Consider the following 26348-nt stretch of genomic DNA (forward strand, 5'->3'; position numbering starts at 1 on the left):
GGTTCCTCGGCTTGCACAACAAGCGCGCCACTGGCTGTGACACCTCGTTTGCGTCCAGCCCCGCCCTGTCGCTGTCTGGGTGGGGCCGGGGCCGTCGATGGGGCCCCGCGTCGCCACAACTCCATGCCTCTGCGATAAAGGCTCCGAGCTGGGCAAACGCCCAGGAGGAGTGGGTGGCTCTTTGAGGCTCCCGAAGCCGTACCCGCTCGCGGATGCCCGTGAGATCTTCCAGGGCAATTCCGCGACCGGTGCTCCCCCACTGCCTAAAGGGCGTGGGAGGTACCCCCAGCCTCCACCACCAACCGTTTCGCGATCTTGTGATTGACGTCCTTCGCCCGCCGGGCCTCCTTACGTCGCCGCTTCTTCAGGCGGCGTCTGGCAGACGGAGTGTTCTTCTTCTGGAGCTTCCTCCGCAGGTCGCGGTCACGAACCCGGGCCCGATTCAGCTCGCGCCCTGCCATGATCTCGCCGTCACTCGTCGCGGCAATGTTCACGATCCCCAGATCGACGCCGAGGAAGTCCACCGGCTCGGTCGTCAACGCCGCCTCCGGGACTTCGCAGGTGGCGATCAGGAACCACATACCGTCACGGCACAGCAGGTCCGACTCCCCCTGCCGGTACAACGCCAGGCGGGCCAACTGCTCCGGGTCAGCGGTGAAGGCCAGGCTCTTCACCCGACCCTCCACGGTCCAGATCGAAACCGTGCGTTCCCGGATCCGCCAGGAGAGCATGCGGTCGTCGTAGGGCTGGGCACCCTCGGAGCGGAAGACGACCGGTTTCTCCGAGACCCTCCGGCAGCGCTTCGAGCCAGGGCCACCGTAGTTACCGGCCTTCACATTGGCCCGAAGCGTCGCGTACGCATCGCAGGTCTTCTTGATCACATGTTGGGCGGCTTGCGCGCCGAGCCCCCATCGGGACTTCACCGCGTCATAGGTGAGCTTTCGCAGAGCGAAGTTCTTCTTCACATCCTGTTCGAAAGCGATCCGGCTGACCCGCCACGGCCTGAGTAGGCGTCGGCAGCAGCTTTACCTGCACCACCAGCTTCACCCGCGTGACGCCATCCGGCATTCACCGCAACTGCATTCGAACACGGCAAACCTGCCCCGCTGGTCGCGGACATCAGTTGAGCGAAGGGTCGTCCGGATACGTCGCCACCATCGCGAGTTCGTTGCGCTGGCGGCGCAGGACCTCGCGCCAGAGACGCTCCGGGGACGGGGAGGAGACGTCTCCCGGTTCGGATTCCACCACGTACCAGGCGCCCTCTGTCAGTTCGTCCTCCAGTTGGCCGGGGCCCCAGCCCGCGTACCCGGCGAAGATTCGCAGGGATCCGAGGGCCGAGGCGAGGAGTTCCGGCGGGGCCTCCAGGTCGACGAGGCCGATCGCTCCGTGCACCCGCCGCCAGCCGAGTGGCGCGCGCTCCCCGGAGGCGACGCCGCCCGGGATCACCGCGACGCCCAGCGCCGAGTCCAGCGACACCGGGCCGCCCTGGAAGACGACGCCGGGTTCCCCGGCCAGGTCCGCCCAGGCCTCCAGGATGTCGCTGACGTCCACCGGGGTCGGCCGGTTGAGGACGACACCGAGCGAGCCCTCCTCGTCGTGGTCGAGGAGCAGCACCACCGCGCGGTCGAAGTTCGGGTCCGCCAGGGCGGGCGTGGCCACGAGCAGCCGCCCTGTGAGCGAGGACACCTCGGTCATGCCAGACATGATCCCGCATCTTCCCCGGGTAGGGGGACCCAATACCCGTACCCGAGTGAATGCAGCTCAGGGCGCAGAGGAGCGTCCCCCGCGCACACCGTTACCGGTGACCCCGTGTGCCCGATTCGGAACGGTTCGTGTTGTGGCAAAGCTATGACGTTCCTGGGTGGTCCTTGGGCCTACTTAAGGGGGGTGGGCGGCGATTACCCTTGCTCTTCGGCTCCCGCCCAACCGGCCTGCCGACGCATTTTCCTGCCCAACTCATCGGAACGCGAGATACATGACCGTCAACGGCTCTGACGATGTACTGCTTGTCCACGGCGGAACCCCGCTCGAGGGCGAGATCCGTGTCCGCGGTGCGAAGAACCTCGTACCGAAGGCCATGGTCGCCGCCCTCCTGGGCAGCGCTCCGAGCCGACTGCGCAATGTCCCCGACATTCGCGACGTGCGCGTCGTGCGCGGGCTGCTGCAGCTGCACGGCGTGACGGTCCGTCCGGGTGAGGAGCCGGGCGAGCTGATCCTCGACCCGTCGCACGTGGAGAGCGCGAACGTCGCCGACATCGATGCCCACGCGGGCTCGTCGCGCATCCCGATCCTCTTCTGCGGCCCGCTGCTGCACCGTCTGGGGCACGCGTTCATCCCCGGTCTCGGCGGCTGTGACATCGGCGGCCGGCCGATCGACTTCCACTTCGAGGTGCTGCGGCAGTTCGGCGCGCGGATCGAGAAGCGCGCGGACGGCCAGTACCTGGAGGCTCCGCAGCGGCTGCGCGGCACGAAGATCCAGCTGCCGTACCCGTCCGTCGGCGCGACCGAGCAGGTGCTGCTGACGGCGGTGCTCGCGGAGGGCGTCACCGAGCTGTCCAACGCGGCCGTGGAGCCCGAGATCGAGGACCTCATCTGCGTACTGCAGAAGATGGGCGCGATCATCGCCATGGACACCGACCGGACGATCCGCATCACCGGTGTGGACTCGCTCGGCGGCTACACCCACGCGGCTCTCCCGGACCGCCTGGAGGCCGCCTCCTGGGCTTCCGCGGCGCTGGCGACCGAAGGCAACATCTACGTCCGCGGCGCCCAGCAGCGCTCGATGATGACGTTCCTGAACACCTACCGCAAGGTGGGCGGCGCGTTCGAGATCGACGACGAGGGCATCCGCTTCTGGCACCCGGGCTCGCAGCTCAAGTCCATCGCCCTGGAGACGGACGTCCATCCCGGTTTCCAGACCGACTGGCAGCAGCCGCTGGTGGTCGCCCTGACGCAGGCCACGGGTCTGTCGATCATCCACGAGACGGTGTACGAGTCCCGCCTCGGCTTCACCTCCGCGCTGAACCAGATGGGCGCGCACATCCAGCTCTACCGCGAGTGCCTCGGCGGCTCGAACTGCCGCTTCGGCCAGCGCAACTTCCTGCACTCGGCCGTCGTTTCGGGCCCCACCAAGCTCCAGGGCGCCGACCTGGTCATCCCCGACCTCCGCGGCGGCTTCTCGTACCTGATCGCCGCCCTCGCGGCCCAGGGCACCTCCCGCGTCCACGGCATCGACCTGATCAACCGCGGCTACGAGAACTTCATGGAGAAGCTCGTGGAACTGGGCGCGAAGGTGGAGCTGCCGGGCAAGGCGCTCGGATAACACGGCTGACGCCCGGGACAGCACGGCCGGCGCTCGGGTAGCACGGCTGTCTGTCGCCCGGCGGCGCTGACGGCGCCCGGGCCACAGTTCCAGGTGTGCGTACGACGATGGGGCGGCCCCCCGGTCAAGGGGGCCGCCCCATTGGCGTTACTGCGGTTCGTGCGCCGTCCCGAGGCACACGGACGCGGCTACTTGCCCTTGGCCGCTTCCTTGAGCTTGCTGCCCGCGGAGACCTTCACGCTGTAGCCGGCCGGGATCTGGATCGGGTCGCCGGTCTGCGGGTTGCGCGCGGTGCGAGCGGCACGGTGGGTGCGCTCGAAGGTCAGGAAGCCGGGGATGGTGACCTTCTCGTCGCCCTTGGCAACGATCTCGCCGACGGTCTCGGCGAACGCGGCCAGAACGGCGTCGGCGTCCTTGCGGGTCACCTCGGCGCGGTCGGCCAGCGCGGCCACCAGCTCACTGCGGTTCATGTTGTTACTCCCGTGTTCTTCTTGCCGTTGAGGCGTGCCACGCGGCGGAGCCGCATGTTGGATGCGGCGAAGCCGATGCTGCCAGGGCCCTCGGTCGGTCCCCGGACCCGGGTCCGTAGCCAGACCCTCGCGCCCGAAGACGCATCCTGCCCCCACCTGCGGCGGGAAAGCCAATCCGGCACCCCTGGGAGTCACACGAACACCCTTGGGAGTCACACGAAAAGCGCCACTGCCTCAGTGTGGTGACGCTCCGTCCGCTCCCGGCAGCGGACCGCAGGGCCTGGGAGGCCTGGGAGGCCTGAGCCTGGCCGCCACCCTAGAGGGCGGCCAGGGACCCCGCATCCCGCGACGCGCCGACGCGCGGCCGTCGTGGCGATCGTCACAGCAAGTCACACCGCCGGATCCGGGGGCGGCAGGCCCCCGGCGACGCCCGTACCGGCGCCGAGTGCCCTACTCCGCCGCTGTCACACCCGCGGCCTTCGCCGCGGAGCGCACCGCTCCGGCGACCGCGCCCGCGACCTTGTCGTTGAAGACGCTGGGGATGATGTAGTTCGCGTTGAGCTCGTCCTCGGTCACCACGTCCGCGAGCGCGGCCGCGGCGGCCAGCATCATCTCGGTGTTGACCGTGCGGGACTGGGCGTCCAGGAGGCCGCGGAAGACGCCCGGGAAGACCAGCACGTTGTTGATCTGGTTGGGGAAGTCGGAGCGGCCGGTGGCCACAACTGCCGCGGTCTGGCGGGCGATTGCCGGGTCGACCTCGGGGTCGGGGTTCGCGAGCGCGAACACGATGGCACCCTCGGCCATGGCGGCCACGTCGTCGCCGTCGAGCACGTTCGGGGCGGAGACGCCGATGAACACGTCGGCGCCGCGCACGGCCTCCTTCAACGTGCCCGTGAGGCCCTCGGGGTTGGTGTTGTCGGCGACCCAGCGCAGTGGCGAGTCGGAAGCCGCGTCGACGAGGTCCGCGCGGTCCGCGTGCACGACACCGTGGATGTCGGCGACGACGGCGTTCTTGACGCCCGCGGCGATGAGCAGCTTCAGGATGGCCGTACCGGCCGCGCCCGCGCCGGACATGACGACCCGGATGTCACCGATGGCCTTGCCCGCCACGCGCAGGGCGTTGGTGAGGGCGGCCAGGACGACGATCGCGGTGCCGTGCTGGTCGTCGTGGAAGACGGGGATGTCGAGGGCCTCGCGCAGCCGGGCCTCGATCTCGAAGCAGCGCGGCGCGGAGATGTCCTCCAGGTTGATACCCGCGAAGCCGGGGGCGATGGCCTTGACGATCTCGACGATCGCGTCGGTGTCCTGGGTGTCCAGGCAGATCGGCCAGGCGTCGATGCCGGCGAAGCGCTTGAAGAGGGCCGCCTTGCCCTCCATGACCGGGAGGGCGGCCATCGGGCCGATGTTCCCGAGGCCCAGCACGGCGGAGCCGTCCGTCACGACCGCAACGGAGTTGCGCTTGATGGTGAGGCGGCGGGCGTCCTCGGGGTTCTCGGCGATCGCCATGCACACGCGGGCCACGCCCGGGGTGTAGATCATGGAGAGGTCGTCACGGTTGCGGATCGGGTGCTTCGACTGCATCTCGATCTTGCCGCCGAGGTGCATGAGGAACGTACGGTCGGAGACCTTGCCCAGCGTGACGCCCTCGATGCCGCGCAGCTGCTGGACGATCTCGTCGGCGTGGGCCGTGGAGCTCGCCGCGATGGTGACGTCGATCCGGAGCTTCTCGTGGCCTGAGGCGGTCACGTCGAGGCCGGTCACCGAGCCTCCGTGGGACTCTACGGCCGTGGTGATCTGGGAGACCGCGGTTCCGCTCGCGGGCACCTCCAGTCGGACCGTAATCGAGTAGGAGACGCTGGGCGCCGTTGCCATGGCCGACTTCCTCTGCTTTCACCGTGTACTGCTGGGTCGCGCTGTCTCGCGGGTATGCCGTCCGATCGTCGCACCTACCCCTCAGTACGTGGTAGCCGCCCCGGATTGCGAACGTTTTGTTCGCAGGTAAGGCGTGCATTTTCGGAAGGCAACTTCCACCATACGAGAGTACGTGAACCTCGGGGGAAACGTTCGGCCAACGAGAGCCGGACAACGAAAGAGGCTCACGTCAGGTGACGTGAGCCTCTTCTCGTTCAGTGACACCGACCCGCCATGCTCGCCTCGCGGCAAGTGGTCGCTCGTAGCGACGAAGGTTGGGCCCGGGGGCTTGGATCGGGCCGGTGTCACATCCACGGTAACAAACGATCCCCGTAAGGCAATTCCCACCCCGAGAGTTCATTTGGGGCGTCGGCCCCCTCGGGGGTCAGTCCCGGAGCAGATCCGGCACCCCGTTCGCGTCGGGTTCGTCGCGGTCGCCGGAGACGATCGTCAGCTGCTGCGTGGCCCGGGTGAGGGCGACGTACAGCACCCGCAGACCCGCGGGCGACTCGTCGGCGATCTCCGCCGGCGAGACGACCACCGTCGCGTCGTACTCCAGTCCCTTCGCCTCCAGGCTCCCGAGCGCCACCACCCGTTCGCCGAGCCCGGCGAGCCAGCGGGCGGCCTCCTCGCGCCGGTTCATGGCCACCACGACGCCCACCGTGCCGTCCACCCGGTCCAGCAGACGCGCGGCCTCGGCGCGCACGGTCTGCGCGAGCGAGTCCCGTACGCCGGTGTCCGCCTTGTTCGTCGCCACGAAACGCGGCTCGACCCCGGTGGACCGTACGGCCGAGGGGGACTCGGAGCCGGGCATGGCGAGGGCGAGGACCTTGGCGGCCAGCTCGGCGATCTCGGCGGGGTTGCGGTAGTTGACGGTGAGGGTGAAGCGGCGCCGGGGACGGCTTCCCAGGGCCTCGTCACGGGCCTCCGCGGCCTCGTCGGGGTCCGACCACGAGGACTGCGCCGGGTCGCCCACGACGGTCCAGGTGGCCTGCCGGCCGCGTCTGCCCACCATCCGCCACTGCATGGGCGTGAGGTCCTGCGCCTCGTCGACGATGACGTGCGCGTACTCGACGCGCTCCTGCGCCAGCCGCTCGGCCCGCTCGCGCTGCGACTCCTCGCGTACGGGCATGAGCTCCTCGAGACCGGTGAGCTGGTCCAGCGGGTCCAGCTCACGGCGTTTGCGGGGCCGGACGGGCATCCCCAGGATCGCCTGGAGCTCGTCCAGCATCGCCACGTCGTGGACGGACAGCCCGTCCCGCTTGAGCGAGCGCGCGACCCGGCGCACCTCGCCGGGGTTGAGGATCCGGCGCGCCCAGCGGCCGAGGCGCCGCTCGTCTGCCATGGCGGCGAGGACGCCCCGCGGGGTCAGCTCGGGCCACCACGCGTTCACGAAGTCGATGAAGCTGTCCTCGGAGGCGACGTCCTCGTCGAAGGACGACCGCAGCTCGGCGGCCAGCTCCGGGTCCGTGTGCCGCGTACCGGCCCCGGACTTCGCCCACAGCGCGTCCAGCAGCAGCTTGCGGGCGCGCGGGCGCAGCAGGTTCACCGGCGCGGTCCCGCTCAGCGCGTTGTGCTTGATGCGGTCGAGCTCGGCGGCCTCCAGCTCCAGGCGCCGCCCGAAGGCGACGACGCGCAGGCGGGTGGGGGTGCCCGCGGGGGCCGGGGCGGCCTCCTCGCCGAAGGCGAGCTGCTCCGACCGGCCCCCGGCGGCGGTGGACCGACCCGGGCTGCCGCCGGGCGTCTCCAGCGCGCCCCTGGCGGCCTTCCGCAGCACCTTGAGCATCCTGTACGAGCCCTTGGCGCGGGCGACGGCCGGGGAGTCGTACAGGGTGGCCTCCGCGCCGTCGACGAGGGAGCCGATGGCGCGGATGGCGACCTGGCCCTCCTCGCCGAGGGAGGGCAGCACGCCCTCCGTGTAGGCGACCAGGAGCGGGGTCGGGGAGACGATCAGGATGCCGCCCGCGTACCGGCGGCGGTCCTGGTAGAGGAGGTAGGCCGCCCGGTGCAGGGCCACGGCCGTCTTGCCGGTGCCGGGGCCGCCCTCCACGTAGGTCACCGACGCGGCGGGGGCGCGGATCACCAGGTCCTGTTCGGCCTGGATGGACGCCACGATGTCCCGCATGGTGTGGCTGCGGGCCTGGCCGAGCGCGGCCATCAGGGCGCCGTCGCCGATCACCGGGAGTTCCCGGCCGTCGAGGGTGGCCTTGAGCTCGGGGCGCATCAGGTCGTCCTCGACGCCGAGGACCTTGCGGCCCTTGGAGCGGATGACCCGGCGGCGTACGACGCGGCCCGGGTCGACCGGTGTCGAGCGGTAGAACGGGGCCGCGGCGGGCGCCCGCCAGTCGATGACCAGCGGCGCGTAGTCCGCGTCCAGCACCCCGATGCGGCCGATGTGGAGCGTCTCGGCGATGGTGGCGTACTGACCGGTCTCGTCCACCTGTACGACACCCTCGGCCGGTTCGACAGCCGTGTAGGCGCCGTCCGGGCCCTTCTTGCCGTCCTTCCCGAGCAACAGGTCGATCCGGCCGAAGAGGAAGTCCTCGAACTCGTTGTTCAGGCGATTCAGATGAATCCCCGCCCGGAACACCTGGGCGTCGCGCTCCGCGAGCGCCCCCGGTGTACCGACCTGGCCGCGCTGGGCGGCATCGTTCATCAGGAACTCCGCCTCGTGGATCTTCTCCTCGAGGCGCCGGTACACCCGGTCCAGATGTTGCTGCTCGACGCTGATCTCACGATCCCGTACGGAATCGTCCTGTGCGGAATCGTGGATCTGGTCGAGCGCGGTTTCCTGCTGAGCCTGAGCGGCCACCGGGCCCCCTTCTGACGTGCTGGGCAGCCGTCAACCGTACGCGAAGGGGACCCCGTGAGGCTACGTGCGCGCCCCGAGATCGCTCACACGTTCACCTCGACGAGCCGCTTCCCGTCGAAGGTCATGACCTCGAAGTGGTCGATCTCGCTCGGGTTGAAGGCCGCGCCGCCGTGGACGTAGAGGGGCTTCTTCGCCTCTTCCGTCTTGGCGTTCGCAATGCCGTAGCCCCAGTTCGGGACCGACCAGGAGGTCACCGTCTCGCGTTCGCCGTTCTTGCCGACGGCGATCAGGGAGCACTTCAGCGGGCCCTTGACGTTCTTGAGCTGGAGGACGGCGTGGGTGCCCCAGTCCTTCTTCTCGATCGCGACGACGGCGTTGACCTTGGTGCTCGGGTCCGTGGCCGACTTCTTGTCCGTCATGACGTCGAAGGCGGCCTTGGCTGGGCTGGTGGCCATCGCAGAGTCGGGCGACGCGGTGGTGGTGGTGCCGCCGCCGTTGACGGCCATCACCGTCAGCGGGCCGCCGATGATCAGCGCGGCCGCGGCGGCCACGAGGTAGAGGCCGCGCCGGCGCTTGACCGCGCGTCGCTCCGACACCTCGTCGACCAGCCGTTCCGCGAGCTGTGGGCTCGGGCGGGCGGCCAGCGACTCGCCGATGGCCGGGGTGCCCTGGGAGGCGGGCAGATCCGCGAGCGCGGCGAGCATCGGTTCCATCCCGGCGAGCTCGTCGAGCTGCTGGCCGCACCACTCACAGGTGGCGAGATGGGCCTCGAAGGCCGTCGCTTCGGCGTCGTCGAGGATGCCGAGGGCGTAGGCGCCGACGGTTTCGTGAATGTTGTCACCGGGGTTCTGTTGTCCCCGTGGTCCCTGCATGGCTCCTGGACCGCCTGTTCCGTAACCCCCGTATGCGTTCATGCCGTCACCCCCCGCTCCTCCAGCGCCAGCTTCATCGACCGCAGGGCGTAGAACACCCGGGAGCGCACGGTGCCGCTGGGTATGCCGAGCGTCTCGGCCGCCTCATTGACCGTACGCCCTTTGAAGTACGTTTCGACCAGAACTTCCCTGTGAGCAGGGGTCAGGTCGTCCAGCGCGTCCGACAGTGTCATCAGCCACAACGCCTTGTCGATCTCGTCCTCCGCGGGGATGACCTCCAGCGGTGACGGGTCCACCTCCTGCGGCCGGGCCTGCCGGCTGCGGTGGCCGTCGATGACGATGCGCCGGGCGACCGTCACCAGCCAGGGTCGTACCGAACCGGTCGCCCGATTGAGCTGACCGGCGTTCTTCCAGGCACGGATGAGTGTTTCCTGCACAACGTCCTCGGCACGTTGCCGATCCCCCGCGACCAGCCGCAGCACATACGCGAGCAACGGACCCGCGTGTTCCCGGTACAGCGCACGCATCAGCTCCTCGTCGGGTTCGTTCGACGAAGCCGACGCAGACGGATTCATGCGATGTCGGGCCCTTGACCTTCGTTCATCAGCCACGGCGGAATCCTTGCGCACGCCTACCTCCGGTGTCCGGGGGATCCCCCAGTCGGTCGCTCGTCCCGGAGTACGTGTCTGGGCGTGCGCATGTTCAAAGAGGTGGGACATATTTCTTGGAAAGGTTGTGAAGGAAGTTTGTTGATCACTTCAAGCGATCGACACATCACGTAGGGGTGAAGCGAAGACTCCGGATCGCGTCGCCGAGGGCCGGGGCACTGTGACGCGTTTCATACACGGTTCGCGCGTGTCATAGACGATTCACAGCGTCATGGACGGTTCACAAGCGTCATACGCGGTTCACGCGCGGGCGAGGGCCGCCCGGCGCCGATGCCGGGCCACCCGCTCCCGGTTTCCGCACACCTCGCTGGAACACCACCGGCGACGCCGCCCCCGGGAGGTGTCGAGGTAGACGATCGGGCAGTTGTCCCCCTCGCACTGTCTGAGGCTCGCGCGCGCCGCCGGGTCGGTGAGCAGTTCGAGGGCGTCGCGGGCGATGACGGCGAGCAACCCGGGGCGGCCGGGCGGGGTGTGCAGCCGGCGCCGCAGCGAGCCGTCGTCCGCGCGTACGGCCCAGGGGGCGGGCGGGGCGGCGAGCGCGACGGCGTTGACGCGGGCGAGCGCGGTGTCGGCGGGCCGCGCGTCCAGCTCGCCGCGGACCAACCGGCCGACATGACCGCGTAGTTCGCGAAAGCCCACGAGCCAGGAGATGTCGGCCGCCGCGAGCGGGGTGCCCGCGGGGACGAGCCCGGAGCGGGTGATCCAGGCGCGCAGCCGGTCCACCGAGTCCAGCCGTTCCTCGGGGTGGGTGGTCGCGAGGAGGTCCAGGCAGATCCGCCCGGAGTCGAATCTCAGCTCGTACGAGGCCGTGGCCATGCCCGATGCCATGTGCCTGTCACCGCCTTGGGGTTACCGCCGTGAGGGGTCGGTAGGGGTCGTACCCCCTACAGTGCATGGCTGCACCCGCGACCGGAAGACCTGTGCCGGTCAGGGGGGTGGACGTCCGCTTATGAGACCGCGCGCCTCGGCCATGTCCGGCGCCGGACCACGCCGGTTGACTCGACGGCATGACAGAGAACAGCACGGGGCGGCGTACCACCGCCGGAGGTGTCCTGGGTGCGGCCACGGTCGCGATGGGCCTGATCGCCGGGGTCTTCTACATTTTCGCCTGCGACGTCATGCCGTCACTGGCCCGCAGTGACGACCGCGTCTTCATCGAGGTCATGCGGAACATCAACGACGTGATCCAGAACCCGGTGTTCTTCCTGAGTTTCATGGGCGCGCTGGTCCTCACGGCGGTCTCCGCCTGGCAGTTGCGCAAGTCCCCCCACCGGTGGTGGGTGTTCGCCGCCCTCGCCGCGTACGCGCTGGCCTTCCTGTTCACGGTCGCCGTGAACATCCCGCTCAACAACCGCCTGGCGGACGCCGGAAACCCCGCGGCGATCGCCGACCCGGCCGCCGTACGCCGGCGGTTCGAGGACACCTGGGTCGCCTGGAACGTCGTACGGGCCCTGCTGTCGACGCTCGCCCTGGCCTGCCTCGTCCGCGCGCTGCTCCTGTACCGACGGCCTTATAGGTCCGCGTACTTGGAGTCGGCGGCCGGGTCGAGCGCGAGTCGGTAGCCGCGCTTGACGACGGTCTGGATGAGCTTGGGCGCGCCGAGTGCCGTACGCAGCCGGGCCATGGCCGTCTCGACGGCGTGCTCGTCCCGCCCGGCGCCCGGCAGCGCCCGCAGCAGCTCGGCCCGGGCGACCACCCAGCCGGGGCGGCGGGACAGGGCCCGCACCAGCGACATCCCGGCGGGCGGTACGGGCCGCAGCGCCCCGTCGACCAGCACGGCGTGGCCGCGGATCTCGACCCGGTGGCCGGCGATGGGCAACGTACGGGCCCGGCCGGGGAGTTCCTGGCAGAGCAGCTGGACGAGGGGGCCGAGCCGGAAGCGCTCGGGGTGGACGGTGTCGATGCCGTGCGCCTGCAGAGGGAGCGCGGTGACGGGGCCGACGCAGACGGGCAGGACGTCGTGGTGGAGGGCGGCGAGGAGTTCGGACAGCAGACCGCGGCCCTCGGCCCTGGACACCAGGGAGGCGGCGGCGGGCGCGCTGGTGAAGGTGAGTGCGTCCAGGCCGCGGGTGACGGTGGCGTCGAGGAGCCGGTCGACGGGTCCGATGTCCTCCGGCGGCATCCACCGGTAGACGGGGACCCCCACGACCTCGGCTCCGGCGGCCCGCAACGACTCCACGAACCCGGGCAGCGGCTCGCCGTGCAGCTGTACGGCGATACGGCGGCCCTCGACGCCCTCCTCCAGGAGCCGGTCGAGCACCTCGGCCATGGACTCGGAGGAGGGCGACCACTCCTCGGTCAGTCCCTGGGCCCGTACGGCTCCCTTCACCTTGGGGCCGCGCGCGAGCAGTTCGACCTCGCGCAGCCGACCGAGCAGGGCCTCGCCGAGCCCCCACCCGTCGGCCGCCTCGATCCAGCCGCGGAAGCCGATCGCGGTGGTGGCGACCACGATGTCGGGCGCCTGGTCGATCAGCTCCTTGGTGGCGGCGAGGAGTTCGCTGTCGTCGGCGAGCGGCACGATGCGCAGGGCGGGCGCGTGCTGGACGACGGCGCCGCGTCGCTGGAGCAAAGCCCCGAGTTCGTCGGCCCGACGCGCGGCCGTCACGCCCACGGTGAACCCCGCGAGGGGGCCGCAGTCCTGCCCGGCCGGTCGCTGCTGTTCGTCGTCCATGGCTCTCGTCTCGCGCTGGGGGCTTCGTGCGGATACGGCTGACCGAGCCTGTCAACGCTCCGTGACAGGCTCGGTACCCCTTGATGTCACCCGTGTTACGTCAGACCTCGACGTAGCTGAGCTGCGGCTTCGCCTCTGCGGCAGTGGCCGTACGGGTCTGGGTGGCGGGGCCGCGAAGGTATACGGCCCAGGTCACCAGGAAGCACACCGCGTAGAAGGCGAGGAAGGCCACGAAGGCTCCGGTGCCGGAGCCGTAGGAGAGGAAGGACTGCCGGAAGGCGAGGTTGATGCCGACGCCGCCGAGCGCGCCCACCGCGCCGATGAGGCCCATGGAGGCGCCGGACAGCCGTCGCCCGTAGGAGGCCGCCTCCTCCCCTTCCAGGCCCTTGGCGACGGCCTTGGCCTGGAAGATGCCCGGGATCATCTTGTACGTCGAGCCGTTGCCGAGCCCGGTGAGCACGAACAGCGCGATGAACGCGATCGTGAACAGGGGAAGCGACTTCTGGGTGGAGGCGACGACGATGACACCGGTCGCGCCGGCCATGGCGACGAAGTTCCACAGTGTGATGCGCGCGCCGCCGTAGCGGTCGGCGAGCCGGCCGCCCACGGGCCGGATCAGCGAGCCGAGCAGCGGGCCGACGAAGGTGACGTAGGCCGCCTGCAGCGGAGTGCGGCCGAACTGGTTCTGGAGCACCTGCCCGAAGGCGAAGCTGTAGCCGATGAACGACCCGAAGGTGCCGATGTAGAGGAAGGACATGATCCAGGTGTGGGCGTCCTTCGCGGCGTCCCTGGCGGCGCCGGTGTCGTTCTTCACGGACGCGATGTTGTCCATGTAGACGGCGGCGAGCACGGCGGCGACGACGATCAGCGGGATGTAGATGCCGAGCAGGACCCGCGGTCCGCCGTTCGCGCCGATGATCGCGAGCGCCACGAGCTGGATGACGGGCACGCCGATGTTTCCGCCGCCCGCGTTGAGGCCGAGCGCCCAGCCCTTCTTCCTCAACGGGAAGAAGGCGTTGATGTTGGTCATGCTGGAGGCGAAGTTGCCGCCGCCGATGCCGGCGAGCAGACCGACCAGCAGGAAGGTGTCGAAGGAGGTCCCCGGCTTCATCACCGCGAAGGCGGCGACGCTCGGGACGAGCAGCAGGCTCGCCGAGACGATGGTCCAGTTCCGGCCGCCGAAGATCGCCACCGCGAAGGTGTACGGCACCCGCACCACGGCTCCGACCAGCGTCACCATCGAGGTGAGCATGAACTTGTCGGCCGGGGTGAGCCCGTACTCGGGGCCCATGAAGAGCACCATCACCGACCACATGGTCCAGATCGAGAACCCGATGTGCTCGGAGAGCACGGAGAAGAGCAGATTCCGCCGGGCGACCTTCTCACCGGTCTCTTTCCAGAAGGTCTCGTCCTCCGGGTCCCACTCCTGGATCCAGCGGCCTCCCGTGCTCGGTGCGGGGGCTGTACTAGGGGCTGTCATGACGCCTCCACGGTTCTCCGGTGCGGTGCCCAGGTGTCGTACAACGACTGACTGAGTCCCGAAGGTAGGGAGGACGCGTTTCGAGGCTGTGGCTGTGAGTGACCGGAAAGGAACGTTGCTCTCACGGGAGCGAGGGGGCGACGGTGAGGACTTCCGGGGTGCCGTCGCCCCCTGCCCGTGTCTAGACCCGGTGGCTCCCTCGCGAGGCGGCCTTCTTCCTCTTCGCGCCGTCGGGCCACAGCCTCGGGCTGCGCTTGGCGGCGATGTCCTCGATCCAGCCGAACGCCAGGATCGTCAGGCCGATGAGGGGCCAGACCAGGAGGAACATCCACACCATGTACGAGGAGTCGAGCGCGGCCACCGCACTGTCGCTCTGCATGAACGGGAGGTTGTAGGCCTGGTCGATGATCGGGACCGTGGCCATGATCAGCATGTTGTGCCAGAGGTAGATCGTGACGGCCCGGTTGTTGGACAGGGTGATCAGCCTGTCCCAGCGGGCCAGCCGGCCGGGGAGTTCCTGCCAGGACGGGGAGTACTGGAGCAGGATGACGACGAAGCCGAAGGACCAGGCCGCCTGGGCGAGGGGGATGTCGTTCAGGTCCCAGCCGTCGGGGCCCAGGTGTCCCGAGGCCCACCACAGGCCGAAGGCCATGAGCAGGGCCGAGCAGGAGACCGCGAGATAGCGGGGGACCTGTTGCAGGACGCCCTCGTGGTGGGCGAAGCCCAGGACCCAGCAGCCGCCGTAGACCGTGAAGTCGGAGATCGCGTTGCCCGTCTCGCCGGGGATGGTGACCAGGCCGGTACCGAGAACCGCCGTCAGGGCGAGGGGGGCCAGCAGCGTCGCCCAGGGCACCCTGCGGAAGGCCCACAGCAGCAGGGGCGAGGCGATCACGAACCACAGATAGGCGCGCAGGTACCAGAGCGGGCCCGCGGCCTGGACCGCCCAGGTGTCCTCCAGCAGGCCGGACTTGGAGCCGACGTGCCAGGGGAAGGGCGGGGCGCCGATCGGAATGACGTAGTCGATCAGCTTGACGAGGCCCCAGGTGCCGCCGTTGTCCGGGTCCTTCAGCACGTTCCAGCCGCCCGCGAACATCAGCGTGAGTGCCACCGCGCTGAACGCCCACAGGGGCGGCAGGAGGCGGCGGACGCGGCCGCGGATCACACCGAGGGGCGGGCGGCTGAGCGAGCGGGCCATCAGCGAGCCGGCCAGCGCGAACATCACGCCCATGGAGGGGAAGAGGACCGTCAGCCACGCCCAGCCGAAGAGGTGGTAGACGACCACACGGACCAGGGCGATCGAGCGCAGCAGGTCCAGGTAGCGGTCACGGCCGGGCTTCTTGGGCGCGGGAGCGGACTGCGGAGCCGATCCCGGGGCCGATCCCGGGGTGGGTGTCGGGGTGGGTGTCGGCGCGGATGTCGGCGATGGTGCCGGTTCGGGGTGGACCCGGGCCGATCCCAGCGGCGGCGTCGCGCCCGCCGTGTACTCGTGCGTGGTCATGCGACCGGCCTCCGATCGTTCCCGCTCTGTGCCGTCCGCTGCCGCGGGATCGCTCCCGGTGCCTCCACCACGCCCGTGCGCCGCAGCTTCTGCCAGCGCAGCCGGCCTCCGGTGAGCGCGGTGATCCAGGACTGGAGGAGGACCATGTACATCAACTGCCGGTAGAGGATCTGCTGGAGCGGGAGCGAGATGAGGTACCTCATGCGCTCACGGTCCAGCCGGAAGGCGTACGCCGCGCACGCCACCTGGACAGCGAGGACGCCCAGCCACGCGAGGACCGTCCTCTGCGTCGGGCCGAAGACGAGCCCGTACAGCAGGAAGACGTCGATCAGCGGGGCCAGCAGCGGGGCCAGGACCATGAACAGCGAGACGAGCGGCAGGCCCACCCGGCCGAAGCGGCCCGACGGGCCCCGTTCGACGAGCGCTCTGCGGTGCTTCCAGATCGCCTGCATCGTGCCGTACGACCAGCGGTAGCGCTGGGACCAGAGCTGCTGGACGGACTCCGGCGCCTCCGTCCACGCGCGTGCCTTCTCCGCGTAGACGACCCGCCAGCCGTCGCGGTGCAGGGCCATCGTGATGTCGGTGTCCTCGGCGAGCGTGTCGTCGCTCATGCCGCCGACCCTCTCCAGCGCGGAGCGGCGGAAGGCGCCGACCGCGCCGGGGATGGTCGGCATGCAGCCGAGGATGTCGTACATCCGGCGGTCGAGGTTGAAGCCCATCACGTACTCGATGTGCTGCCAGGCCCCGATGAGGGAGTCGCGGTTGCCGACCTTCGCGTTGCCCGCGACCGCGCCGACGCTCGGGTCGGCGAACGGCTGGACGAGTTCTCGGACGGTGGCCGGTTCGAAGACCGTGTCGCCGTCCATCATCACGACGATGTCGTGACGGGCGTTGGCCAGGCCCCGGTTGAGGGCCGCGGGCTTGCCCGCGTTGTGCTGGCGCACGACCCGGACGTTCGGCAGCAGCAGGTCCTCGACGATCCGCGCCGTGCCGTCGCTCGAACCGTCGTCGACGACGAGCACTTCGATGGGGTGTTCGCTCGCCATCAGGGAACGGACCGTGTTCTCTATGCACTTGGCCTCGTTGTACGCCGGCACGAGCACCGACACCGGTTCGGTGACCGGCGCCGGACCCCAGCGGAAGTCCTTGCGCCGCACCCGGCGGGCGTGCAGGGCGGACAGCAGGAGCATCATGCCGAAGCGGGCGAAGACGAGTACGCCGATGATCGCGATGCCGACGACCAGGACGTCGGTGACGTTGTCGGAGGCGCGCACCAGGTAGACCCAGGCTTTGCCCTTCCACAGTTCGAGGCCGGTGACCTGGGTGTGCGCGCTGGGCGCGTCGAGGGCCTCGGTGAGGTTCTGGAACCGGTACCCGCGCTCCTGAAGCTCCGGCACGAACCTGTCCAGCGCCTGCACGGTCTGGTGGCGGTCGCCGCCGGAGTCGTGCATCAGGACGATCGCGCCCTTGCCGCCCTTGGGCGTGGCGTTGCGGATGATCTGGTCGACGCCCGGCTTCTGCCAGTCCTCGCTGTCGGTGTTGTTGACGACGGTGATGTAACCGCGTGTGCCTATGTACTTCGTCACCGGCCAGGACTTGTTGTCCATGGCGTCCGCGAAGGACGAGTACGGGGGCCGGAAGAGCGAGGTGCGGATGCCCGCCGCGCCGGCCAGGGCCAGCTGGTTCTGGGAGAGCTCCCAGTCGATGCGCTTCGTGGACTGGAAGGAGAGGTCGGGGTGGTTGAAGGTGTGCAGGCCGACCTCGTGGCCCTCCTCGACCATGCGCTTCACCAGCTCCGGATAGCGCGAGGTCATGGTGCCGGTGACGAAGAAGACGGCGTGGGCGTGGTGCTTCTTCAGCACGTCGAGGACCTTGGGTGTCCACGTGGGGTCCGGGCCGTCGTCGAAGGTGAGGACGAGCCGGTGGTCGGGGACGGTCAGGCTGTTCGTGCGGCCACCGCGGGTGTCGATGACCGGGCCGCCGTCGAGGATCTTGTCCGGCACCTTGTCGGTGGCGGCCTCGGGCTGGATGCGGTGGTCGGCGAGGATCTCGCTGTGCACATAGCCGCGCAGCATCAGCATCGCCAGCATGGCGACGAGGAGCAGCGAGGGCAGCAGCCAGCGCATGGGCAGCCGTCGGCGCCGGACATCGGGTGCCGGACGCCGCGCACGGGGAGCGGGCCCGTGCGCGTTGGTGCGGGATGCCATCAGAGGATGTTCTCCAGGTTCTGCGGGGTCGCCGGGCTCACCGGGTTCTCCGGGGACGAGGAGTTGGTGATGCCGGGCTCGGAGGCGATGGGGCCCGGTTCTACGGGGCTGTCGGCGACCGTGCCGGTGCCGTCGGCGCCGACCGTGCTCTCCGAGGGGCTCGGCGAGGCGGCGCCGTCCTCGGAGGGGCTGGGGTCGGGCGAGCCGGACACCGGGAGGGACGGTGGGGTGACGGGGTCCTTGGTGGTGCTGGTGCTCGGTTTCGGCTTGGTGGTGGCGGACGTCGAGGGCTTCGGGTCCGCGGACGTGCCCGGGTCGGTGGCGCTCGCGGAGGCGCCCGGTGTCGGGCTGACGCCCGGTGCGGGGGCCGTGCCGTCGCTCGCCGAGGCGCTCGCGCCGGGCGCGGCGCTGCTCGGACCGGACGGCGACACCGAGCCGGTGGGCAGCGGCGAGGTGTCGACCTTCCCGGCCGGCGTGTCGTCCTGCTGGCCGGGCACCGGCAGCCAGGGCGCGTTGGAGTTGCCGGACAGGAGCGTGGCGACGATGACGACGGCGTACACCGCGCAGGCGATGCCGACGAGGATGCCGAGCCGGCGGAACCTGCGGCTGCGGCGGCCGGACTCGTCGACGAACACCGGGCCGTCCGAGCCGTCCTGGGCGCCCGGGGCGTCCTTGGCCTGCTGAACCAGCCAGTCCTCCGTCTTCCGCCGTCCGACTCCGTCGAGTTGAACCGTCACCTCGTGCGGATCGTGGGTGTGTCCCGGCTCACCGGACCGCTCCCAGGGCGCGGCAGCGGACCCACCGGGCGTGTCGGCCCCACGGCCCACGGTCGACCGACCGTCCACCTGAAACCGACCGAGCGTGTCCGCCCTACGATCCACGACCGGCCAGCCTCCCCTGTCGGGTCGACTGGGCGTGTCGGGTCGGTTGGGCGTGTCAAGTCGGTTGGGCGTGTCGGGTCGGCTGGGCGTGTCGGATCGACCGAGGGTGTCAGGGCGGCCGAGGGTGTCCGGACGGCCGAAGTTGTCAGGTCGACCAGGGGTGTCCGGCCGACCGAGGGTGTCAGGGCGGCCGAAGTTGTCAGGAAGGCTGAAGGTGTCGGGGCGCCTACGCGCGTCCGGCCAGCCACCCGTGGCCGGCCGATCGTCCTTGCCGACGCGTCGATCGGCTCCGGCACGGTCGCGGGGCCCGGCGGGCTGGTCGGGTACTCCGGCGAGTTGATCCGAAGCGGCACGGTTGCGCGGCCCGGCGGGCTGGTCGGACGCCACAGCGCGCCGATCCGCCCCGGCACGGTCGCGCGGCCCGGCGGGCTGGTCGGGCACCCCGGCCAGGTCGTCCGGTCCATCGGCCCGGTCGGCCACCCCAGCAGCGCCGTCCGGTCGGCCCGCCCGGTCGACGACCCCGGCGGGCTGGTCGGATACTCCCGCGAATTGATCCGACGCGATGCGATCACGCGGCCCGGCAGGCTGGTCGGACGCCACAGCGCGCCGATCGGACCCGGCACGGTCGCGCGGCCCGGCGGGCTGGTTGGGTACCCCGGCGAGGTCGTCCGGTCCGGCGGTCCGGTCGGACACCCCGGCCACGCCGTCCGATCCGACCGTCACGTCGGCAATCCCGGCGTGACGGACCGACCCAGCACGGCGAACCGCCCCGGCCCGGCTGGCCAACACCCCCGGGGCTGCCTCTTCTCCCCGGTCCACTCCGGTACGGTCACGCGGCCCGGCAGGCTGATCGGGCACCCCGGCGACGGCGTCCGGTCCGGCGGTCCGGTCGGGCACCTCGGTAGCGCCGTCCGGTCGGCCCGCCCGGTCGACGACCCCGACACGGCCAACCGCCCCGGCCCCGAGGGCAGCCCCTTCTCCGTGGCTCGCCTCGTCGTGGCGTTCGGCGCCCGCGTCATCGTCCGCGCTCACCCGACGGTCCACATCGAACCGTCGCTCAACACCGGACCGACGACCGGCGCCGGACGAACGGCCCGCACCGGACGGCCCTTCAGAACCGGCCGAACGGCCCGCATCGAACAACTCCTCAGAAGCGGACGATCTGCCCGCATCGGACAACCCCTCAGAAGCGGACGAACGACCCGCACCCGGCACCCGGCCCGCGCCGAACGCGCCCTCCGCGCCCTCCGCACCCGATTCACGTTCCACGCCCGATCCACGTTCCGCGCCAGTTCTCGTATCGGCGCCCGATCGGCCTTCGCCGCCAGCTCCAGGCTCTCTTTCGACACCGCGTTCGACGTCGGTGTCGAATTCCGCTTCCGCGGCGAACCCCACGGCGGCGGCGCCCGCTATCTGGGGCCACGTCGACGTCGCACGGGCGGCCTCGGGCCACACCACCGACTTTCCGGACCCCGCCGGCGCGGTCGGCACGGCCGACTCCCCGGTTCCACGCCTGTCCACCTGATCGCCATCTCGATGATCAGGTTGGGCGTCTTTTCGCCACTTCTCCACGTGCACGCACATCCCCCCAGGGACAGGTTTCGGGTGCGCGCACGACTCCGGGCATTACGTATATGTCGTTCGGAACGAGCCCCCACCCGTCCCGAGCGCCCCCCTTTACCACACTGCACCCGGACCATGAATGTAGCGCATGTGGAAGACCCGTGTGCTTATGTGTCAATCCTGCCCCACCATCACCAGCTCATCGCTGGCCGGAATCCAACCGTCCGCAGGGCGCCGCAGCCACCCCTCCTCGGCAGCCAGCTCGCCGGCAGCTCGTCGAAGGGCATCGATCCCGGGGTGCACCAGACCCTTTCGCCACACCAGTGACACGGGTGACAACGGAACAGGTCCAACAAGCGGTTTCCGCACAGTTTCAGACATGGCCGGAAAATCCACCACGGCGAGGACAGGATTCCGCTTCTTGGCCATGACCCGACGAAACTCATCGGCTCCGACGGCCACCGGCGCGGGGGGCGCCAGCGCGATACCGCGTCCCTCGAAAAGGTGAAGCGCCAAGTCGGTCCACTCCCGCGTCCGCGGGTTCCCCGCCCCGGCGTACACCGTCTCGCCCGCGAGCGCGTCGAGCGGCACCGCGTCCAGGCCGGCGAGGTGATGGTCCTCGGGCAGCACGACGGCCATCGGCTCGTACCGTACGGGCTGCTGTTCGAGCCGCGCCCGGACCGCCGGATCGAGGCCCGCGAACCGTCCGAACGACGCGTCCAGGCGCCCCGCGAGGATCTCCCCCGCCGCGCCGGTGAGCCCGCTCTCGAAGCGGGCCATCAGCTCGCAGTCGGGCGCGAGCGCACGGGCCCGGTCCAGGACGCGGCTTGAGACGAGGCCCGGGGAGTTGACGTCGACGAGCAGCGGCCGCTCCGGTCCGTCCCCCGTGAACGCGGACAGCAGCGCGTCCTGCGCCTCCAGCACCCGCCGCGCGTACGGCACCAGCCGCTCACCGTCGGCGGTCAGCGTCACCTGCCGGGTCGTGCGCACGAACAGCTCCGCCCCGAGTTCGCGCTCCAGTCGCCGGATGTCACGGCTGAGGGCCTGTTGGGCGACGTACAGCCGGGCGGCGGCCCGCGTGAAGTGCAACTCCTCGGCGACGACGAGGAACCCGCGCAGGAGCCGGGGGTCGAGATGGCGGTGAGGGAGGCCGGAAGAGAAGCCGGGAGAGAAGCCGGGAGCGAGGCCGGAAGAGAGGCCGGGAGACCGGTCGGCAGGGGCGGGCATCGCGCGAACTTACAACGCGGGTGCGTCAATGGCCACAGAGTAAGTGTTGGACCGTCCACCCCACACCCGGCGACGGTTGACCCATGCCGCAACAGCCCTCCGAGCACGCGTACCCGCCCCTGTTCACCGCCACCGGCGACAGCCTGGTGATCGCCGACTTCCGCCCCCGCCGCCAGAAGGCCCCACGTCGTCAGAAGGCCCCCCGCCTCCACAAGGCCCCGCACCGCCGGACAACCCCGTACCACCGCCTCTTCACCATCCCCGGCACCCGCGCCTTCACCGTCGGCAACCTGCTCGCCCGGCTCCCCATGGGGATGTTCAGCGTCAGCGCGGTCATCATGATCGCGGGCTCGCGGGGCTCGTACGCCCTCGCCGGTGCCGTGACGGCGACCGGCCTCGCGGCGACCGCGCTGGTCGCCCCCTGGACCGCACGGCTCGTCGACCGCCACGGTCAGGCCCGGATCGCGGTGCCGGCCACGGCCTTCGCCCTGCTGGGAAGCGTCGCGCTGCTACTGTGCGTGCGCTTCGGGGCGCCGGACTGGACCCTGTTCGCCGCAGAAGCCGCCACGGCCACCACCCCCAACACGGGCGGCATGTCACGCGCCCGCTGGGCCCACCTCCTGCGGGACGATCCGGCCGCCGCGCACACCGCGAACTCCTTCGAACAGGCCGCGGACGAGCTGTGTTTCATGCTGGGCCCGGTGTGCGCGGCCTTCCTGTGCGGAACGTTCTTCCCGGAGGCGGGCACGCTGGTGGCAGGCGTGCTCATGATGACCGGCGTGCTGATCTTCGCCGCCCAGCGTTCGACGGAGCCGCCGCCCCAGCCCCGTACGCCCTCCAAGTCCCCCCTCCTGGCCGCCGGAATGCCGCCCCTGCTCCTCTGTTTCCTCGCCACCGGTGCCGTCTTCGGTTCGATGGAGGTCGTCACGATCGCCTTCGCGGACGCACAGGGACATCGGTCGGCGGCGGGCGCGGTGCTCGCCCTCCAGGCGGCCGGGTCGTGCGTGGCGGGGCTGCTGTACGGGGCGCGGAAGCCGACCGGTCCGGCCGAGCGGCGCCATCCGTTGTGCCTCGCCGCCATGACGGCCCTCTTGACCCTCCCCCTGCTCGCGGCCTCCCTGACCGCCTCACTCGCGGCCCTCGCGGGCGCACTGCTACTCGCCGGGGCCGCGACCGCGCCGACCATGGTCACCGGCATGACCCTCGTCCAGCAGCGCACTCCCGAGGGCCGGTTGAACGAGGGCATGACCCTCGCGGTGACGGGCCTGCTCGGCGGGATCGCCTGCGGTTCGGCGACCGGCGGCTGGATGGTCGAACACATCTCGGCGACGGCGGGGTACGGGGTGCCGGTCGCGGCGGCGGGAAGCGCGCTCGCGATCTCCCTCACGATCCGACCGACCCTCTCCCGGCTCAGGGCCCGGTGACAACCGCGCACCCGATCACGCCCACACGCACACGCACGATCACGCGCACGTCAAGGACACGGGACGCGTACCGCTCGTCCGACCCGCCGAACCGCCGCCCATCCCCCGGCCCCAATTCCGACGCACCCCATTGACGCGCCCAGGCCCCCCACATACCTTCCCCCGTCGAAGCGCTTCGACGTCACGCATCGAAACGATTCGACGAACGCTGCGTGACGGCCCCGAAACCCATCCAACTCCCCCGGAGGCAATGGATGTTGACGACACGAAGGCGTGCGGTGGCAACGGCGGCGGTGGCTCTGGCGGGCTCCCTGCTGCTGGCGTCCTGCGGCGGCTCGGACAGCGGTTCCTCGGACGGCAAGACGCTGAAGCTGTGGCACTACGAAGGGCCGGACAGCGCGATGGGCGTGGCCTGGAACGAGGCCATCAAGGAGTTCGAGGCGAAGCATCCCGGCGTCAAGGTGAAGTTCGAGGAGAAGGGCTTCGAGCAGATCCAGAAGACGGCCCCGATGGTCCTCAACTCGAACGACGCGCCCGACATCATGGAGTACAACAAGGGCAACGCGACGGCCGGGCTGCTCTCCAAGCAGGGGCTTCTCACCGATCTGACCGCCGAGGCGACCAAGCGCGGCTGGGACAAGAAGCTCAGCGCGGGCGTGCGCACCACCAGCCAGTACGACACCAACGGGGTCATGGGCTCCGGCAAGTGGTACGGCGTGCCCAACTATGCCGAGTACACGATGGTGTTCTACAACAAGGACCTCTTCAAGCAGTACGACATCGCGGAGCCCACCACCCTCGACCAGCTCACCGCCGCCATGGACACGTTCGTGTCGAAGGGCATCACCCCGCTGGCGAACGCGGGCGCCGAGTACATGGCCCAGCAGTACCTGTACCAGCTCGCGCTCTCCAAGGCCGACCGTTCGTGGGTCGACAAGTACGAGCTCTACAAGGGCAAGACGGACTTCCACGACGCCGCCTGGACGTACGCCGCCACGACCTTCGCCGACTGGGTGAAGAAGGGCTACATCAGCAAGAAGTCCACCTCACTCAAGGCCGAGGACGCGGGCGTCTCCTTCATCCAGGGCAAGAGCCCGATCCTGTTCAGCGGCAGCTGGTGGTACGGGCGCTTCCAGACGGAGAACAAGTTCGACTGGGGCACCTTCCTCTGGCCAGGCAGCAACCTCACCCTCGGCTCCGGCGGCAACCTCTGGGTCGTCCCCAAGGGCGCCAAGAACAAGGACCTCGCCTACGACTTCATCGACATCACCATGTCGCAGAAGATCCAGAACCTGCTCGGCAACAAGGGCGGGGTCCCGGTGGGCGCCGACACCGCCGCCATCACCGACCCGAAGGCCAAGACCCTGATCGCCGACTTCAACACGCTCTCCGGCAAGGACGGTCTGGCCTTCTACCCGGACTGGCCGGTCGCCGGCTTCTACGACGTCCTCGTCTCCGAGACCCAGAAGCTGATCACGGGGAGCGAGAAACCGGACGCCTATCTGAGCGCGCTGCAGACGGCGTACGACAAGGGCGCGCCGAAGACATGACGGCCACCGTCGAACGGGGCGGCGAGGTGGTCCGGCGGCAGCACAGCCGCACGGCCCGCCCGCGCCGCCCCCACTCCTCCTACGCCCTCTTCCTGCTCCCCGGCGTCCTCGCCTTCCTCGCGGTGATCGTCGTGCCGTTCCTGATGAACACCGGTGTGAGCTTCACCGACTGGCAGGGCGTCGGCTCGCCGAAGTGGTCTGGGCTCGCCAACTACCGCGAGCTGATGGACGACTCCGAGTTCTGGGCGTCCTTCCGGCACAGCCTGTTCATGGTCGTCGCCATGGCCGCCGTACCGACGGCCCTCGGGCTCGTGCTGGCCGCCGCCCTCTTCGACTTCGTCGGCAAGCACTTCGGTACGAAGATCGCCGCCGTCCTGCGCGCCTGCTTCTACCTCCCCCAGGTCCTGCCCATCGCCGTCGCCGGCATCGTCTGGAGCTGGATCCTCGCCCCCGACAACGGCTCCCTGAACGCGCTCCTGAAGGCGGTGGGCCTCGGCTCGCTCCAGCGGGACTGGCTCGGCGACCCCGACTTCGCCCTCTACAGCGTCATGGGCGTGATGGTGTGGGTGCAGATCGGCTTCCCGCTGGTCGTCTTCATGGCGGGGCTGCAACGCGTCGACCCGCAGCTGTACGAGGCGGCGGAGCTGGACGGCGCGGGCTGGTGGCGCCGCTTCCGGCACATCACGCTGCCGCAGATCCGCCCGGAGATGTACGTCGTCCTCCTCTGGTGCACGATCGCCGCGCTCAAGGTGTTCGGCGCGGTGTACGTCCTCACCAAGGGCGGTCCCGGCGGCGCGACCGACGTGCCGTCCTACTTCTCCTTCACCACGTTCTTCGAGAAGACCCAGGTCGGCTATGGCGCCGCGATCTCCACCGTGCTGACCGTGATCATCCTCGTACTCGCCCTGATCGGCCTGAAGCTCCAGACCCGCGCCGAGGACGCCGAGGAAGGACTCCGCGCATGACCGCCGTACGCCGTTACCCCGTCCTCGTGGCCCTGATCATCGCGGCCCTGTTCATGGTGCTGCCCTTCGGCATCGTCGCGATCAACGCGGTCAAGTCCCCCGCCGAGTACTCGTCGAACGGACCCCTCAGCCTTCCCCACGGCCTCTACCTCGACGGCCTCAAGGACTTCTGGCAGCGCGTCGACTACGGCCAGAAGCTCGTCAACTCGATCCTGATCTCCGGCTCGGTGGCGATCGGCGCCGCCTTGCTGTCCGTCCTGAACGCGTACGCGATCGGCATCGGCCGCATCAAGGGCCGCACCTGGGTCCTCGCCTTCTTCGTGCTGGCGAACATGCTGCCGCAGGAGGCGCTGGTCTACCCGATCTACTACCTGAGCAAGCAGGCGGGTCTCTACGACACCCGGCTCAGCGTGATCATCGTGTTCACCGTCGTCCAGGCGGCCTTCGGCACATATCTCTTGTCCTCCGTCCTCGGGCAGTTCCCGCGCGAGATCATCGAGGCCGCCCGGATCGACGGGGCGAACAAGTGGCAGGTGCTGTGGCGGATCGTGGTCCCGGTCAGCCGCCCCACCATCGGCGTCCTGCTGGTCTTCTTCTTCATCTGGACCTGGAACGAGTTCCTGCTGCCGCTGGTCATGTTGATCTCCAACGACAACCAGACGGTGTCGGTGGCGCTCGGCGTCCTTCAGGGCCAACGCCTGATGGACGCGACCATGACCAACGCGGCGGCCCTCCTGGGTGTGCTCCCCGCGATCGTCTTCTTCCTCGTCTTCCAGCGGACACTGACCCGCGGCATCGCCGTGGGCGCGGTCAAGTAAGGGGTGTGG

20 protein-coding genes are annotated in these 26348 nt (G+C 70.0%); 6 read left to right on the forward strand and 14 right to left on the reverse strand.

The genetic code is table 11. The annotated features are described in order from the left end of the window. Positions 1 to 263 precede the first annotated feature (263 nt). Together AQJ27_RS39200 and AQJ27_RS39205 are read right to left on the reverse strand one after the other, a co-directional pair. Positions 264 to 965 (reverse strand): transposase, encoded by a 702-nt coding sequence (locus tag AQJ27_RS39200; RefSeq protein WP_341866134.1) that lies wholly within the window; start codon positions 963 to 965, stop codon positions 264 to 266. A gap of 154 nt (positions 966 to 1119) precedes the next feature. Continuing rightward, positions 1120 to 1695 (reverse strand): YqgE/AlgH family protein, encoded by a 576-nt coding sequence (locus AQJ27_RS39205; protein WP_054229660.1) that lies wholly within the window; start codon positions 1693 to 1695, stop codon positions 1120 to 1122. 280 nt (positions 1696 to 1975) lie between these two features. Here AQJ27_RS39205 and murA point away from each other — a divergent pair, with 280 nt between their 5' ends. Beyond that, positions 1976 to 3322 carry a UDP-N-acetylglucosamine 1-carboxyvinyltransferase gene (murA, locus tag AQJ27_RS39210; protein WP_067379861.1) on the forward strand — a complete coding sequence of 449 codons (1347 nt, stop codon included), beginning with the start codon at positions 1976 to 1978 and terminating at the stop codon, positions 3320 to 3322. A 188-nt stretch (positions 3323 to 3510) separates the two neighbouring features. Here the strand turns inward: murA and AQJ27_RS39215 are convergent, their stop codons facing one another. The 6 genes from AQJ27_RS39215 to AQJ27_RS39240 form a co-directional block, all read right to left on the reverse strand. Further along, positions 3511 to 3792, reverse strand: a complete 282-nt coding sequence (locus tag AQJ27_RS39215) for an HU family DNA-binding protein (RefSeq protein ID WP_007382399.1) — start codon at positions 3790 to 3792, stop codon at positions 3511 to 3513. A 450-nt stretch (positions 3793 to 4242) separates the two neighbouring features. Then, complete coding sequence (locus AQJ27_RS39220) at positions 4243 to 5664, reverse strand: NAD-dependent malic enzyme (RefSeq protein ID WP_067379864.1); 1422 nt, start codon at positions 5662 to 5664, stop codon at positions 4243 to 4245. Positions 5665 to 6088: 424 nt separating this feature from the next. After that, positions 6089 to 8515 (reverse strand): HelD family protein, encoded by a 2427-nt coding sequence (locus AQJ27_RS39225; protein ID WP_067379867.1) that lies wholly within the window; start codon positions 8513 to 8515, stop codon positions 6089 to 6091. 83 nt (positions 8516 to 8598) lie between these two features. Continuing rightward, on the reverse strand, positions 8599 to 9387 hold the full coding sequence (locus AQJ27_RS39230; RefSeq protein WP_067379870.1) for an anti-sigma factor family protein: 789 nt from the start codon (positions 9385 to 9387) through the stop codon (positions 8599 to 8601). A gap of 38 nt (positions 9388 to 9425) precedes the next feature. Continuing rightward, the gene (locus AQJ27_RS39235) at positions 9426 to 9962 is read right to left on the reverse strand and encodes a sigma-70 family RNA polymerase sigma factor (protein ID WP_054229655.1); all 537 of its coding nucleotides are present in this window, start codon (positions 9960 to 9962) and stop codon (positions 9426 to 9428) included. A 333-nt stretch (positions 9963 to 10295) separates the two neighbouring features. After that, positions 10296 to 10883 (reverse strand): CGNR zinc finger domain-containing protein, encoded by a 588-nt coding sequence (locus tag AQJ27_RS39240; protein WP_067379872.1) that lies wholly within the window; start codon positions 10881 to 10883, stop codon positions 10296 to 10298. A 179-nt stretch (positions 10884 to 11062) separates the two neighbouring features. Here AQJ27_RS39240 and AQJ27_RS39245 point away from each other — a divergent pair, with 179 nt between their 5' ends. Next, on the forward strand, positions 11063 to 11617 hold the full coding sequence (locus tag AQJ27_RS39245; RefSeq protein WP_067379875.1) for an anthrone oxygenase family protein: 555 nt from the start codon (positions 11063 to 11065) through the stop codon (positions 11615 to 11617). On the opposite strand, the gene AQJ27_RS39250 is transcribed toward AQJ27_RS39245, so the two are convergent. The 6 genes from AQJ27_RS39250 to AQJ27_RS39275 all read right to left on the reverse strand — a co-directional run bounded on the left by AQJ27_RS39250 (position 11566) and on the right by AQJ27_RS39275 (position 21582). Further along, entirely contained in the window at positions 11566 to 12726 is a 1161-nt protein-coding gene (locus tag AQJ27_RS39250; RefSeq protein WP_067379878.1) for a uroporphyrinogen-III synthase, read from the reverse strand. The genes AQJ27_RS39245 and AQJ27_RS39250 overlap by 52 nt on opposite strands. Positions 12727 to 12826: 100 nt before the next feature. Further along, entirely contained in the window at positions 12827 to 14206 is a 1380-nt protein-coding gene (locus tag AQJ27_RS39255) for a nitrate/nitrite transporter (RefSeq protein WP_067379881.1), read from the reverse strand. Positions 14207 to 14387: 181 nt separating this feature from the next. After that, the gene (locus AQJ27_RS39260) at positions 14388 to 15704 is read right to left on the reverse strand and encodes an acyltransferase family protein (protein WP_067379883.1); all 1317 of its coding nucleotides are present in this window, start codon (positions 15702 to 15704) and stop codon (positions 14388 to 14390) included. Further along, entirely contained in the window at positions 15701 to 17911 is a 2211-nt protein-coding gene (locus AQJ27_RS39265; RefSeq protein WP_067379884.1) for a bifunctional polysaccharide deacetylase/glycosyltransferase family 2 protein, read from the reverse strand. The genes AQJ27_RS39260 and AQJ27_RS39265 overlap by 4 nt, the downstream gene beginning before the upstream one ends. Continuing rightward, positions 17911 to 18648 carry a hypothetical protein gene (locus AQJ27_RS39270; RefSeq protein ID WP_067380046.1) on the reverse strand — a complete coding sequence of 246 codons (738 nt, stop codon included), beginning with the start codon at positions 18646 to 18648 and terminating at the stop codon, positions 17911 to 17913. Before AQJ27_RS39270 ends, AQJ27_RS39265 begins: the two co-directional genes overlap by 1 nt. A 1881-nt stretch (positions 18649 to 20529) precedes the next feature. Then, complete coding sequence (locus AQJ27_RS39275; RefSeq protein ID WP_079065575.1) at positions 20530 to 21582, reverse strand: LysR family transcriptional regulator; 1053 nt, start codon at positions 21580 to 21582, stop codon at positions 20530 to 20532. An 83-nt stretch (positions 21583 to 21665) separates the two neighbouring features. On the opposite strand from AQJ27_RS39275, the gene AQJ27_RS39280 reads away from it, so the two are divergent. From AQJ27_RS39280 to AQJ27_RS39295, 4 genes are all read left to right on the forward strand, one after another. Next, positions 21666 to 23006, forward strand: a complete 1341-nt coding sequence (locus tag AQJ27_RS39280) for an MFS transporter (protein WP_067379886.1) — start codon at positions 21666 to 21668, stop codon at positions 23004 to 23006. A 254-nt stretch (positions 23007 to 23260) separates the two neighbouring features. Further along, positions 23261 to 24556 carry an ABC transporter substrate-binding protein gene (locus AQJ27_RS39285; protein WP_067379887.1) on the forward strand — a complete coding sequence of 432 codons (1296 nt, stop codon included), beginning with the start codon at positions 23261 to 23263 and terminating at the stop codon, positions 24554 to 24556. Further along, entirely contained in the window at positions 24553 to 25521 is a 969-nt protein-coding gene (locus AQJ27_RS39290; protein WP_067379890.1) for a carbohydrate ABC transporter permease, read from the forward strand. The genes AQJ27_RS39285 and AQJ27_RS39290 overlap by 4 nt, the downstream gene beginning before the upstream one ends. Beyond that, positions 25518 to 26339, forward strand: coding sequence for a carbohydrate ABC transporter permease (locus AQJ27_RS39295; RefSeq protein WP_067379893.1), 822 nt, complete (start codon positions 25518 to 25520; stop codon positions 26337 to 26339). The genes AQJ27_RS39290 and AQJ27_RS39295 overlap by 4 nt, the downstream gene beginning before the upstream one ends. The last annotated feature ends 9 nt before the right edge of the window (positions 26340 to 26348 follow it).

This window comes from Streptomyces olivochromogenes (assembly GCF_001514115.1).
Classification (GTDB): Bacteria; Actinomycetota; Actinomycetes; order Streptomycetales; family Streptomycetaceae; genus Streptomyces; species Streptomyces olivochromogenes.